1 protein-coding gene (running past one end of the window) is annotated in these 16505 nt (G+C 57.8%); it reads left to right on the top strand.

Features of this window, described 5'->3' with window-relative positions; translation table 11 throughout:
• Positions 1 to 16505, top strand: partial view of a DUF4347 domain-containing protein gene (locus KQ310_RS14435; RefSeq protein WP_259722417.1) — the 3' portion only. It extends 10708 nt beyond the left edge of the window; 16505 of the gene's 27213 nt are visible here — the last part of the coding sequence; the start codon falls outside the window, past its left edge; it ends in the stop codon at positions 16503 to 16505.

Genomic DNA, 16505 nt, shown 5'->3' with positions numbered 1-16505 from the left:
CCTCACTGGATACGGCCGAACTGGTGGGCATCGATCTGGGATCTGCTGCCGATTCACCACTGAGTGCCTCGGGGTATCAGGTTCAGATCAACAGTGGTGTCATGAAAACTGGGGCTGCCAGCAAGGTGGGGATCGACTTCACCGCCTTTGAAGACCCCTTCATCGTTGAAACCGGTGGCGAGGAGATGGAGTTCAGCTTCTCCTCCCCCACCGAACGGGTGGCGATCGACCATGCCAGCTTGACGATCGGAGATTTCGTCCACGTCTCCGGCGGCCTGGTTCTGGAGCGGCGGGTCGGGGATTCTGTAACCCTTGGAGTTGGCTCGGATAACGGAGTTCCCCTGAACAATGTCAACACCCTGGTGATCGGCGCCAGGGATGTGGATCTGTTCGTGGGCGATGGCCCTTACTTTGTCGACGCAGATAGAAATGGGGTCTACGAGAATGTCAATGATGGCCTGGAAGGCCGACCAGAGGCCGTTGGACTGGCTATTGAGAACGGCATGTTCGCGCTCGTCGTCAGCCGCGAGGTGGTGAACAATGTGCCAAAGGCGAAGAAATATACGGCGCTGAAGGCATCTGCGGACTTCGTCGGCTTCGTTGGCATCGACGATTTCCAGCTGTCTGCCTCCGGGGTGAGCATTGAATACAACGGAGTCTCTGGGCCTGGAGTTGATGTAGGAACCACGAAGAGCTCCGCGATCAATTATGCAGTCAAACCTCTGGATGTCTTCGGAGATGACAGTGTCGTCTTTGACGCTGAAACACGAGTTCTGCGTGCATCGGTTGACAATGCCACCCTGCAGATCGGCTCCTACGTCTCGCTCACGGGTGGATTCTCCTTCGAGAAAGGCCAGGTACTCGAGGATGTGGAGCTCTCCCGAGGTGGCAGCATCGCAGAGGCGTCGCTGCTGAAGATCGGAGCTAAAGACGCCAGTGTGTTTGTCGGTACGGGCGGCCCCTACGCCACCGACAGCGACGGGGATGGTGCGATCGACCTGGCAACCGAAACCAATCCCGATGCCGTTGGCTTTGCGCTCACGGATGTGGATCTCGCCCTGGCCATCTTGCAGGATGCGCAAACACCTCCTGGCGCTCCAAGCACCAAGTACATCGGCATGCGTGCCACCGGAGCCCAGGCCGGCCTGGTGGGCACCAGTGATGTGCAGATCAGCACCGGTGCCATCCAGATCGAACTGAACATCGCCAGTGGTGGTGGCGCCACGGATGCCTCTGAGGTGGTGAACTTCTCGGCGCTGGGCGAGGAAGGAGAGGAAGGACTGCTTGTTGAAACCAGTACGAGCACGGATCAAGTGCTCGATTTTGACCAACGCAAGATCCTGGTTGCCGCCGATGATGTGCTGGTGAATCTGGCAGGGTTTGCCTATCTGAATGGCGATCTCTCCTTTGAGCTGGGCTCGCGAACATCTGTCGTCGTCAATTCAGGCATCCCCAGCAGCCTGCTATCGGCTGTGGAGACAGCGTTGGCGAGTTCCGGTTCGGACCTCGAGTTAAGTGACCTCGCAGAGGTTGTGAATGGCTTCCTTCTGGATCTGAAGGAAAGCGATCCGCGAACGTTGTTGAGAACCAAGTTTGAAGCTGCCGTCGAGCTGGCCCGGACAACGCTTGAAAACAAGATTGACGAGCTAGTCGAAACAGTCAAGGACGAACTCAATGAGCAGATCACCAGCGCAATCAGCTATGCGCAGGACGCCCTGACAGAGAGGCTGAAGAACAATGTAGGAGCTGTATCTACAGGGATTGCCGCAACGATTGCCGATGACCTCCTTAAACCCCTGCTCGATGGGATCGCCAGCGGTGTACTACCTCCGGCAATGGCCAGCATTCTGGGTAATGTTGTCGAACCCGTCAAAGAGTCGCTCGCCAAGGCGATCAATTCCTATCTCGGCGGCGCGATCGATGATGCCATCCAGCAGGTCGGCAGCACACTGTCAACGACCATCACATCCACAACGGATCGCATCGCCGCAACCATCGGTGCCAAGATTGATGCTGCGCTGATCCCCGTTCTCAACCAGATCCAGCTGAAGCTGGATGGCCTCTACAACCGCCTGGACGCGCAGCTGGCGCCTGTTCTCGATAGTTTGGAGAGCCTTGCTGGCCTTCAATTCTCGGACGACTTCCGCACCGTGTCGGGGATGGATGTTGAAGTCACGAAGCTGGGCATCAACTCGGCCGATCTGTTCGTTGGCCTGCCGGGAGTGGATGGTGATGATATCGACGATCTCTTTGCAGGAGAGAACCTCGCAGAAGACCTGCGTGATCTCGGTGCCATCGGCCTCTACGGGTCCAATGTCGATCTCGCGCTCGGCATCTTCAAGCCCATCGTCAGCCAGCAACTGCCCACCTACACGGCCCTGAGTCTGCAGATTGATGAAGCCGGCTTCACCGATGGCGGCGCAGGCATTCTCGACATTGATGTTTCCGGCGTCGATGTCAACCTGAACCTTGGGGGTGCCCTGAGTCCAGCCGCAAGTGCAATTCTCAACAATTCCACCATTGATTTCGTCAAGAGTGCAGAGGCCAATCTGCAAGCGGATGAAACCTACACCGAAGGCTGGTCGGAAGATGGCTATATCGTCGAAACAGGTGTAGGAGAGACAAGCAGCACTCTGGGATTCGAGAATGAACTGATCAGTGCCAGCGTCGCAGAAGCCAAGGTAGAGATCGCCAACTTCGTCTACCTCAAGGGCAGCCTGGCCTTTGAAATGGGACGCACCCAGACCGTTGAACTCACCGGCGGTCTGGCTTCCGGTGCCATTGATGCGGCAATCGGTGCGGCGGATGACCTTGGCTTTGACAGTGATCTGCTGACCAATCTGGCCGCCAACGTCACGGGTCCCAAGACGTTGTCGTTCATGACGATCGGAGGTTCTCTAAATGCCTTCGTTGGCATTACTGGAGATCCCGTTGAAGATCCCAATGCTGATCCCACTGGATCGACCGATCGCTTCATCGATACCTTTGATGGCACGAAGGAAAGCCTCCGTGACGGGTCCGTAGGCCTGTTGATCAACAATCTGGATGTGGGCATGGCCTTCATGAGGCCTGAGCTGAAACTGGATCCGTCCAAATACTTCGCCATGAAAGGCAGTGCCACGGGCATCAGCCTGGAAGGAATCAATGGGGTCACAGTTGACGCCGAAAACCTGTTGATCGAGGTCAACCAATCAACACCAAGCATTTATGGTGTTCCGATCTTCCCCGTTGTTGACTTTGCCGGCACAAGTCAGTTTGCCAGCGAAGAGGATGCGTTGTTTGGCGGCGCTGACCAGGTGATCACTCTGGGTGAACTGAAATCACTCGCCGTTGCAGCGCCAATCACCGCAATCCGTGAGGATACACGCGAAAGCAACACCATCCTCAATCACGACGATCTGCTCACCTACCTGGATGATGACCTCGATGGCATGATCAGCGTGGCCGAAGCGGCCCTGCTGCTAGGTAGTGCCAACGGTCTGGATCTTGCCACGGCAGCCGATGTCGACGAAGACGGGAAGATTGATCCGCTGGGCTATGAGGTGAAAACCGGAACTGATACGGCACCGGTCTACCTGAGCATGGATTCCGCCCTGGTGCGCGCCCAGGGCATGCTGAACCTGAATGTGCTGGATATTGTCACCCTCAGGGGCAACTTCGCCTTTGAACTCGGGCCCACCCAGGAGGTGGCCATCCGGGATATGGACGGCCAACTGGTCCGGGATGAAGACGGCAATCTGGACACCGTTGAGGTCACCACCATGACGGTGGGGGCCTCAGATGTGTTCGGCTTCATCGGTTGGGATGGGCCCTACATCAAAGCCGACGGCTCGATCAATCCCGATGCCAGTGGCCTGGCCCTGAACAACCTCAATGTGGGCCTGTTTGTTGGTGTATCAACGGATCTCAACAATCCAGCCGCCTATGCCGCCCTCGATTTCTCCCTCGATTCGCTGCAAACCGTCGGCGAACTCGAGAAGATCATCGATCTGGATGTCTATCTCTCGGCCAAGATCAATCTCGGCGTAGGAGTTGGCGCAGACGGTGCCAGCGTCGGCGCGATTGATTTCAAGGAGAGCGCCAGAAACTACTACGAGAGCAACAACAACAACTACGGTGACTACTGGTCTGAACAGGGTTTCCTGGTCAACACAGGCAATCCCGAGTCCCCCATCGTCTTGGGCTTCGAGGAGTTCCAGATCGATGTGGAGATGGTGGGTTCGCTCACCGTCAAGGCCGGCTCCACCAAGCTGGCAGAAATGCAAGGGGTCTTCTTCCTGGAAGTGGACAACGAAGGCTTTGCCCTGTTTGCCAACGTTGATGTGCGCGTAGGCCCCGACATCGGCAAGAGCAGCAGCCCCTTGGTGGCCATCAGCGCCCTCGGTGCTGTGGTGATCAACAACCAGGGCTTTGCGGCAGACCTCGATATTGATCTGGGCCTCAACCTATCGGTCATCGATCTGGATGTTTCCGCCAGGCTGCTGATCAATACCACCGGCGTCACCCAGACCATCACACTGCCCGACACCATCATCAGCAGGCTTGAGGCCGAGGCCATTGGGGTCAACAGCCTGGCGGGCAATCTGCTTGATCGCCTGGGTGGAAGCAACAACAATCAATACAGCATCGATGGACGCAAGCCCATCATTGTGGGCAGTGATGGCATACCGAAAACCAGCACCATCAACAAACTGCTCAACGGTGGTGACCTCAGCGCATCGGAATACGCCCGTACGCCCTCTCCCTACATCACGGCCGTCCTGTCCGGACGTGTCAGCTTCGCCGGCTTTGCCGAGGCGCAGATCACGGGTGGGATCGGGATTGATGCCAACAGCGTTGAGTTATTTGCCGATCTGAGCTTCTCGATCGGCACCGACGGCATCGCGCTTGATTTCGAAGCCAAGGGTGCCATCTCCATCGATCGCACCGGCATTGCCCTGACCGCCGCCGTGACGCTCAAAGCCGACGTGACATCGATGCTCAACCTGGATGCATCAGGCTCCTTGCTGATCAATACGAAGGGTGCAGTCGATATCTTCAAGCTCAGCATGGCTGGAGATCTCACTGTTGCCAAGGTGGTTTCGATCGGTGGTGACTTTGATATCGATATTGGTTCTGGAGGAGAAGGCACCTGGCGAATTGGTGCCAATCTCCGTGGCGACCTTGGCCCTATCGACATCTCCGCCGGTGGCTGGATCCAATCCGATGGTCAGTTCAGCATTTCCGTGAGAGGGGGCCTGTACTTTGGCATCCCCGGCTTCTCGATTTCAGGCGAGGTGTATGGCACTGTCTCCCTGATCAAGAGTGGCCAAAACTACATCTTTGATGAGACCAGGGATACCTACACCCTCACAGTTGAGGTTGGTGGATCGGTCAGGCTCGAGATCATTGGCATCGGTATCGGCGCCTCTGTCACCCTTGGTGGTAAGGCCGTCTTCGGCAGCACAACAACAACGTTGGAGCTCTATGCCCGAGGCTGTGTTGATCTGTTCTTTGATGAGGCCTGCGGTGGAGGCACCGTAGCCTCGATTACCATTCCTGGCAGCATCTTCCCCACGCCACCACCCAGGCTGGCCAAGGTGGAGATCGGCGTCCTCAATCTTAATGTTGGAGAGGCGCGAAGCAGTCTACGCACAGTCGCCAAGACTGAGATCAATGAAGACTATCAACTCACCGATCTAGGTAATAGCAAAGTACTCGTTCAGGCGTTCGGTTACACAGAGACTTACTCTGGAGTTCAAAGTGTTTCTGCAAACTTTGGCTCCGGCAATGACAAGCTGATCCTCACCCAGGGATTCGGCATCCAAACAACCGCAACAGGTGGTGCCGGCAACGACGTTCTGGCCTCCGCTGGCAGCGCCCGTGTTGTGTTTGATGGGGAAGATGGGAACGACATCCTCTTCGGTGGATCAAACGCTGACACGTTAAAGGGTGGTGCAGGCGATGATTACATCGAAGGTGGAGCCGGAGGGGATTCAATTGAAGGCGGCTCGGGCAACGACGCAATCTACGGGATCATCACCGATCTGCTTGGCGACTCGATTACTGGTGGTGATGGAGCCGACAAGATCGAAGTGAAAGGCACCTCGAAGTCAGACGTCCTGCGATTCGCTGGAACAGGCACTTCGCTGGGAATCTACAACACCGAACCCGGCTCACAAGCCAACATGGGCACGGCTTTGGGTGTGGAGACCTTGTTGATCGTTCCCGCCGATGGGGCTGACAGGGTCATCATCGACGACACAGCCCGCAGCGCTGTCGGCAGTTTTGAGGTCAATCTGCGCGAAGATAACAATAAGCAATTGGCTGACACGGTCACCCTGATTCAATCAGGTGCTGCCGATCGCGTGACGATCAATGCAGCTCCTCTACTTGAGCCATCCACGGTCCAGCGCTTGACGGATTCGCCTGCGCTTGCCAGCACCCGCTTGGTGGACACCACCACGGCAACGTGGGGACTGACCGCCGGTCCAACCAGCAGCCTCAGCAGCCTCGCACTATCGGGTCAGGGTAGTCAGGACCAATTCGTTGTCAGAGGAGGGGCGGGCAATGATCTCTTCAATATCAACTCCATCACGATCAATACCCGCATCGAGAGTGAAGGAGATGCGGACACGATCAACGTGGGCAGTAACGCATCGTCTACCAACAGCAATGGGGCACTGACAGGCATCAAGGCCAACCTGAGCATCATCGGTGGCGGCGATGCCGGCGACAGCCTCACGATCGACAAGAGTGGTGACAGCACCAACAACCTCGGCACGATCGCCAGCACTGAGGCTGCGGCTGTTCTCAGTGAATTCGGCATGCCCGTCGGTGTTCCCGTCGGCAAGCAGATCAGCTTTGCCGCCCTTGGCCAGGTGAACCTCAACCTGGGCAGCGGTGCTGACGATCTGACGATCCTGGGCACCCATGCTTCGGTGCAGCAACTCAACATCGATGGTCGTGCTGGCGCCGATCGCTTCAACGTTCAGGCCATCGCCGCTGGCGTCAGCATCCAGGGTGGCGTCGGGGCAGACACCTTCAACGTCGGCAGCAAGGCCACCACATCTACAAACATCGACGGCAACGTCAATGCCATCGCGGCTCTGCTCACCCTTGAGGGTGGCAACAACGGCAGCGAGCGCGACATGGTGGTAGTTGATGAAACCGGAGATACCGACACCGACACGGGCGTACTAACCCACGACAGCATCACGGGTCTGGACATGACAGGGTCGATCGCCTATCGGACGATTGAAGATCTCAAAATCAACCTAGGCAGCGGCGGCAACATCTTCACAGTTGAGGGTACGCACTCCGGCAGTCCACGCAAGACCACCTCACTGTCCAGCGGCACCGGTAGCGATCAGATCACCATCATCGACGCTGCTGACGATCTCACCGTCTTCGGGCAACAGGGTGCTGACACCATCAATCTCCAAGGTGCCGGCAGCGGCAGTGCGGTGCTGATCAATGGTGACGCCGACAACGACGTGGTGAACCTTGCAGCCAGCCTCGACACCAGCGCTGGCGTGGTCACCGTCAACACGGGCGACGGCGAGGACACCACCAACATCCGTGGCATCGGCGGCACCACCACGGTGAACGCCGGGGCCAACGACGACATCATCAATGTCTTCGCCACCGGCACCGGCGGAACAACCACCCCGCTCACGCTCAGGGGCGATCAAGGCGCTGACGTGGTCAACATCCAGGCCCTCAACGATGTCACCCTCGTGGAGGCAGGAGACGATTCCGACACCATCAACGTGGGCAGCCAGGCGGCAGGCACCCTCGCAAGCCGCAGCACGAACAGCGGCGGCAACGTGCAGGGAATCCAGACCAATCTCACGATCAACGGCGATCTGCCCACCAGTGGCAGCGATCACCTCACTGTGGACAACACCGGTGACACTGTTGATCGCAGCGGCTCCCTCACGGCCACCACGATCACCGGGCTCGGCATGGGGGGGACGATCACGTACGGCACCATCGAGCACCTGCTGATCAGCCTGGGCAGCGGCGTTGACACCTTCACCGTGGAGAGCACCCACAAGAGTGCTACGCCAGGTTTCCAGAAGGACACCACCCTGCGCAGCGGCGTCGGCAACGACCAGGTGCTGATCAACAGTGCCGACGACGTCCTGCTGGTGCAAGGCCAGGCCGACAACGACACGATCACGGTCAACGGCACCAACGCAGGCAGCAGCACCACCCTCCAGGGGAATGACGGAATCGACACCGTCAACATCCGTGCCATGGACGGAACCGTTCTGGTGGAAGGCGGTGCAGGGAGTGACACCACCAATGTGAGTAATCAGGCCCCGTCGCGCCCCAGCACCGATGGCGCCACCACTCCCACGGGCACCATCACCAACATCAATGGCCTGCTCACGGTCGATGGTGGCAGCGATGATGCGGGTGGCGATGGATCCAGCGATCAGCTCAACATCGACGACTCCGCTGCGGCCAACGCCAAGACGGGGATCCTGGATCAGGTGAACGCCAGCACCTTCAGCCTGCGGGGCATGGAGCTGGAGCAGGGCATCAACTACCGCAATCTGGAAACGCTGAATCTCTGGATGAGTGCAGAGGCTGACCATCTGCTGGTGAATGCCACCCACACCACGGCCACCAACGTGTTCAGCGGCTCTGGTGCCGATCAGATCCAGATCAACGACGCCGATGGCCAGCTCACGATCTACGCCGAAGACGGCGACGACAGCATCGGTGTGCGCGGCACCAACACCGGCAGCACGGTCACGATCTATGGCCAGGCCGGCAGTGACCGGATCCACATCAGCGATTACGGCAAAGCCAACGACGACAAGTTGGATCTTGCCGATGCGACCCTGTTGCCCGAAGAGTATCCCGATGGTCTGCAGGGGCCAGGAGTCGGCGGCATTGCCACCCCTGTGGCGTCCACGATCGGCAAGGTCGATGGAGTCAAGGGCATGATGGTGATCGACGGTGGAGAAGCCACGAATGAGAACGCAGATGAGAACGATGTGCTCTCGATCGACGACTCCGGCAACACCATCGCCAAAGCAGGCACCCTGACGGGCAACAGCCTGCGGGGTCTTGGCCTCGGCGCTGGCGTTGACTACAGCAACCTCGAAGCCCTCAAGCTCTGGCTCGGCACGGGCGCCGATGTGCTCCTGATCGACAGCACCCACACAGCCAGCACAGAAGTGTTTGGCGGCGACGGCACCGAGGCCACCAACCAGCGCGACGACACGATCGCGATCAACACGATCAGCGGGCTCACCACCATCCACGGCCAGGCCGGCAACGACGTCATGGAGGTCAACGTGCAGAGGGAACCGATCGATGGCTTCTTCACACGCACCAACAACAACGGCATCGGCGCCCTGCTCAACCTGCACGGTGAATCAGGTTCTGACCAGACGACGGTGAATCTGGCCGGTACGGGCAATGCCCTGGTGAACGTGATCGACAACGGCGCTCCCGACAGCGGCGCCGATGTGCTGATCATCAATGGAACCGAGCAAGACGACACCTTCCTCGGGCGTGAGAACTTCGTTGCCCTGCTCAATGGGTTTGAACCAGACCCAGACAGCCAAGGTTTCACAAATGTCGAGCGCGTCAACTACGACAAGAACATCAACGGCCGTCTACGCATCAATGCTCTCAGTGGTGACGACAAGATCGTGATGGACGACAACAGCTCCATCACCACGCTTGATGGCGGTGATGGAGATGACACCTTCCAGATTGGCCAGATCTTCGGCACCCGCCGTGATGCCCTGGCAAACGTCAAGCCAGGAGACAGCTTTGACGTCACACCGGTGATCATTGGCGTCATCCGTGACCCCAACACAGGAGAGATCATCTTCAATCCGGTGGGGTTTGATCCCGTCACGGACACGTTGTCTGAAGCCACGCGCCAGAGAATCCTCCAGGCGATCGCAGACAGTGGTGATGAGCCGTTGAACGGCATCGCCTACGTGAGCCGTGGTGTGAGCTACGCCACCACGGCCTTTGGCGGCGATGACGACGACACCTTCAACGTCTACCGCAATGTGGGCACCCTCCGCATGGAAGGTGAAAGCGACAACGACACCTTCGTGATCCGCGCCTTCGTCACGATCGATACGGATCCAACCAACCCAGAAGCGAAGCAAGGGGAAAGCGAAGCCAAGGGAGGTGATGGAGATGACGCAATCACCTATGCCATCAACGCCCCCGTCAACATTGACGGCGGCCAGGGCTTCGATACCGTCGTTGTGCTCGGCACACCGTTCAACGACAATTTTGTCGTGACGCGCGATGGCATCTTTGGTGCCGGCCTCAATGTGCGCTTCGACAACATCGAACAGGCTGAGCTCGATGCCCTCGAGGGCGACGACAAGATCTTCATCCTCAGCACCAATGAAGCTGTGGTCACCAAGATCATCGGAGGTCTTGGCAGCGATCAGATTAAGGTGATGGGCGATGTGACCGCCCCGATCGTGAGCGCCGAGCTCCAGGCGATTTCGGGCTTGATCACCCACACGCTCAGCAGCACCGATCCAAGCTACGCACCGGTGGGCGTGCCGGGTGTGGATACGCTGCTCAGCTCACCGTCCACAGGTGGGTTGGTGGCTATCGAGCAGGCCACCCAGCCACTGCTGGTCAGCGAGACTGGTCTTCTCTCCAGCTACACAATCCATCTGCTGCAACAACCAACCCCCGACCAACCGGTCTATCTCACCGTATCGGCTGGCCCCACCAGCACCACGGACCTGGCCAATGGTGGTCGTAGCCTATTGATCCGACGCAAAGGAATCGGAGAATTCACCAGTGCCCTTGTGTTAACTGTTGACGAAGACAACTGGGAAGAAGAGATTGACATTGAAATTCAAGCTGAGAACGACAACGCCGCCGAGGGTGAACGCATTGCCCTGATCAGCCACAGCATCATCAGCAGCGACGAAAGATTTGACGGCCTTGCACTCAAAGATGTCTATGTCAATATCATCGACAATGACAAAGCCGGCCTTGACATTCGCCCCATCGATGCCGATAACTCGGGCTTCAGCGGCACCACCACCGAGGTGCTGGAAGGGGCCAACGGATTCACGGATCGCTATTCGATCAGCCTCACGGCAGCGCCGAAAGTTGATGAAATCGTCACGGTGACCCTGTCCAACGGCGTCTTCACAACCACCAACACAAACACGCTGACATTTACGAATCAGAACTGGAATCAAGCCCAATTTGTCACCGTCTCTGCCGTTGTCAACACCACGGAGGATGGGAAGAAGGACGTGAAGATTGGACATTCGCTCACTTCGTCCAGGGCCGACGGCAACTACGCAAATGTTGCCACAACCTTTGATCTTGACGTCACGGTCTATGACGACGACGCTGCCCAGGTCATCATTCAGGAAAGTGACGGGTTCACAGCAGTAACAACGGGCGCTGGAGGCGATGATGCCTACCGCGTTCGTCTCACCAAGCAGCCATCGGCGGGGACAACGGTCAATCTTGCGATCGAAACGGATACCACCACACTTCTCAACCAAGCCTCAACTGAAACTCCCTATACCTATACCGTCACATTCGACCCAGCAACTTACGGCAACTGGAACACAATCGGCGTTGGTGCCAATTCCAACATCTCTCTATCCTCAGAAGATCGCAGTCTCAAGAAGTTCGCCACCCGCGACCAGAACCTCGATCAGATCAAGGGTGCCTTGATCATTGAGGGTGGCCGCTCTGAGGTCGACCGCAGCTTTGCCACACCTGTTCTGCTCCCCGGTGAGTTGAACAAGCCAAGCGAAAGCGAGTTGCTGCCAACCGATGAATGGGACGACATCGATTCTCTCACCATCTTCCACCCCGACAACCAGGATGCTGACAGTGGTCTCCTCAGCTACAGGGAGACAGACAGCGAAGGGAGAACCATCTCCAATCCTGGTCTGACCTTGAGCGGCTTCGGCATGGGCGGCGACATGAAGGTGAATGAAGGAACCGATGAAGCTCCAATCTGGCGCTACTACTCCGGTGGTATCAGCTTCAATGGTTTTGAAACCACTGAGCTTCTGCTCGGTAAAGGCAACGAAACCTTGGTTGTCGAGACCACCGCTGACCGCGACGAGAAGGATCTCGACCTGCAACAGGATCCCCGCTCCATTCTCGCGATCCATGGCGGCGGTGGGAATGACACGATCACCATCAATGACCGCGGTGAAGGTGCGCTCGTGGTTTATGGCGATACATCCAATGACCGGCTGCGCTACAGCAACAGCACAGGCGCCGTGTCCCCCAACGGCACCAGCTTCAACAACCCGGGCAACGATGTGATCGACGCCTCCGCCATGGCCGCCAACACCGATGGCTTCGTGGGCGTGATCATTGATGGCAGCGAAGGCAACGACACCATCAAAGGCAGCCAAGGGGATGACCAAATAGCGGGGAATACCGGTAACGACTCCGTCAGTGGGGAAGCCGGCAACGATCACATCTACGGCGATGCTGCATTCAATATGAATCTGCGGCTATTCGCCGAAGATCAACAGCCGAACCGACGAGTCCAGAACTATGGGCTGAGCGATGATGCGGCCATGTTCACGGTGTTGACCACTCCAGAACCCGGTTCCGACAACCTCTCCGGCGGTGATGGTAATGATGTGATCCTGGCAGACCAGGGCATCATCACTCTGGCGGCTGGCATCCGCCGCATCAACAGCACGGCTGGCATTGAGCGGATCGAAACCACGATCGAGAGCAAAGGTGGCAGCGACACCATTGATGGCGGCCGCGATAACGACATCCTCCTGGGCGGCCATCTAGGCGACAAGATTGACGACCTAAATGGCAACAACATCATCATTGGCGACCATGGGGTCATCGATTACGTCGTGGCTGATCAGGATCGCTCAGATATTGACCTGATCGAGACCACGTCCACTTCAAGCAATGGAGGGGCAGACACGATCACCACCGGCAGCGGTGATGATATCGTGCTCGGCGGCCGCTTCGCTGACACGATCAACAGCGGCGACGGCCGCAACCTCGTGATCGGCGACAGCGGCAGGATCACCGCCGCCGACTCCAATCTGGCCCGCTTCGGGGCACTGCCCATCACCGTCGGTCTGGTGGAAACCATCGCCTTCGGTGATGGTGGCGCCGATCAGATCACCACCGGCACAGGCGATGACATCGTGCTGGGCGGCCATGAGGGTGACACGATCGCGGTCGATGCCGGCCACAACATCGTCCTGGGCGATGACGGCAAGATCGACTACGTGCGCGCTGAGCGCAGCTCGACTCCGGGTGCTGACACCAATGCAGCAGATATCGACCTGATCGAAAGCCTCTCCACCACCAATGCTGGCGGTGCTGACACGATCACCTCCCTGGGTGGTGATGACATCGTGCTCGGCGGCCGCTTCGCTGACACGATCAACAGCGGCAACGGCCGCAACCTCGTGATCGGCGACAGCGGCCGGATCACCGCGGCGAGCCTTGACGGCATGCCGTTCGGATCCCTGCCACTCACTCTGGGTCGTATCGAGACCGTAACCCTCGCTGACGGCGGAGCCGACGTGATCACCACCGGCATCAATGACGACATCGTGCTTGGTGGTCATGAGGCCGATTGGATCATCCTTGGCGGTGGTCAGGATCTTGGCATCGGTGACAACGGTGAACTGGTTGGTGTGGTTCTGATGCCCACGGTGCTCAGCGCGGCCAGTATCTCGACGACTGATACCCAGAACACAACAGGTGCCAATGACACGATCGAAGGCAATGCAGGCGACGATATTCTCATCGGTGGCGTTGGCAACGACATCATCGACGGCGACGAGAATAACGATCTCGTCTTCGGTGATCAGGTTGTACTGACCGGGCGTGCAGCGGGTGAGAACTCCAGCCCGCGCTTCCGCTCGCTGACCGGCGGTCTGCTCTACAACAACAATGGCAACCCGCTGGTCGATTTGTCGAAGCAGTTCTCCGGCCCCGCGGCTGATGTGCCGAACTGGAGTAACTGGACCATCACCATCGGGGATGGGCTGGACGGCCTGTTCGGTGATGACACCATCGCTGGTGGCGCCAACAACGACGCGATCTTCGGCCAGCGCGGCAACGACACGATCCAGGGCGATGGCTCCATCCTGGGCAAGCTGGCCGGCAACGGCGTCAGCGCGTCCCGCGATGCGAACGGAGCACTGGTGGTGGTTGCCTCTTTCGAGGGCGTCAGCGACGGCGACGACTACATCGAGGGTGGCGGCGAGAACGATGTGATCTTCGGCAACCTTGGCCAGGACGACATCATCGGCGGCAACTCCAATCTCTACGGGCTGGTTTTGGCCACGCAGCGCAACGACGGAGCCGACCTGCTCTTCGGCGGTGCCGGTACAGAGATCTCACGCAACGATGCAGGCGATACTGCCAGCAGCGGACATGCACGCGATGCTGACATGATCCTCGGCGACAATGGCAACATCTATCGTCTTGTCAAGCTGAACGGCAACGTCGAGGCCGAGTATCTCAGTTTCAATTACGATATTTATGACTCTTCTCAGAACATCATCCCCCGCGCTTATCAATTACTTGACTACACCCTTGGTGGTGATGTGTCCAGCGATATTGGATCCTCGGATCTGATTCACGGTGAAGCAGGTGATGACATCATTCATGGAATGGTTGGCAACGATGTCCTTTATGGGGATGGACAGGATGATGACATTTACGGTGGGAGCGGACATGATCGACTTTTCGGTGGTAGCGGTGTCGATGGCATCGTGGGCGATGACGGCATCCTCCTGACAAGTCGCAATGGCAGCACTGAACCTCTTAACGGCCTGACCCAGCCCAATCTTCAGTCGACTCTTTCCCTGCCGGGGCCATTCATCGGAGCTGTGGTCAATATCACTGGTCTCTTGCGGAAGGATGTCAAGCTTCTCGCCTGGGAAAGTGGTGGGCACGACATCATCTATGGCGGCCTGGGCGACGACTGGATCCATGCCGGAGCTGGTGATGATGCCGTATCCGGAGCAGAGGCCCTAGGGTCGTTCTATGTAGATGTTACTCCTCAGGTCGATGATGCTCCGATCGGCTACGACGCAGCTACACAGACATTGTCGTTCTACGACGCCAATGATCCGCTTCGGAAGATCAATGGGTTCCTGCTCAACTTCCAAGCCGTGGATGATTCCGGTGCCAAGATCGAAGATGGGAAAGATCACATCTTCGGCGACACCGGTAATGACTGGCTCGTCGGCGGAACCGGTAACGATCGCCTCTTCGGTGGTCTTGGTGACGACCTGATGAATGCCGACGACAACCTCGATACCAATGGTGGGCTTAATGATGCTCCCGATTCTACTGAATTCGCAGATGGAGACTTTGTCTTTGGTGGTAACGGACTCGATGTGCTGATTGGCAACACCGGTAACGACCGGATGTTCGATTGGAGGGGCGAGTTTAACTCTTTCCTGGTCCCCTTCAGCCCCTTTGGTGCCCCCACGGTGAACCGGGCTTCATCCCCCGCCATCCGACAGTTCCTCACCGATCTGGGTATGGCCAGTGGTGCGGATCAAAGCCTCAGTGAGCCTAATGGTGAGCTGGGTCTTTCCAGCAGTGGTGACACTGGTAGCCCCCGCGACCCTCAGCCCGGCAATGGAAGAGCCGGTCGTGACACCCAGGGCGCGCCCGAAAATGACAGCTCCAAAGTGGTCACGATCGATGGAAGCACCCCTGGCAAGACTCCGGCCCTGCAGGGTTCGACTGCACCCGCCAATAGCGTTACAACCAGCAGTAGCAGTAGCAGTGTGAGTATTCCCGTTGTTACGAATAACGGCCAGGCCAAGAAGGCTCTTATGCTCACTGCCAGCACAGGACCAACCTCCGTGCTGCCACCCATAGCACCGGTCACGGATCAGGCACTCCAGCCTCTGGTCAGGGCAGCAATCGAGCGCTTGGCTCCAGGCCTCTCAGCCGACGACCTTGCGATGCTGTACAGCATCCGAGTGGTGATTGCTGATCTACCGGATCTTCAGTTGGGCGCTTATCAGGCGGGTAAGATCCTGATTGATTCAAATGCGGCTGGGTTTGGCTGGTTTGTTGATAGCACTCCTCTCACGGATGAGGAATATCAATTTCTCGATGGAATTCTAGTTTCGAGAGCTGAGGACGCAACCGGCCGGATGGATCTGCTCAGCGTTCTTCTCCATGAGTTGGGCCATGCCCTGGAACTGGAACACACCGATGCTGGTGTGATGCAGGCTGATTTGGCGGTGGGTCTGCGTCGAGTTGAGGATGTGGCAGTGCTGCCAGTTGCTCAGCTTCATGTCTCAGAGGCTTCCAACCTTATCAGCCCCATCAGCACTGATACACAGGCACCAGACGTTCCTCAATCCAAGAAGGGCGAATCCAAGGTGAAGAACAGGGAGAACTCATCGCTCAACCAGCAGGCCATTGAAGCATCAAGCAGATCTGAGAACACTCAGGAAAACTGGCTTGTGCAACGCTTATCAGGTCTGCTTGATCTCGCGTTGGGCAAGCAACGCTGA

Origin of the sequence: Synechococcus sp. CS-1328 (assembly GCF_025128095.1) — a bacterium.
Lineage (GTDB): Bacteria > Cyanobacteriota > Cyanobacteriia > PCC-6307 > Cyanobiaceae > CBW1002.
Note: the sequence above shows the minus strand (reverse complement) of the source record. Positions and strands in the feature narration are given on the sequence as shown.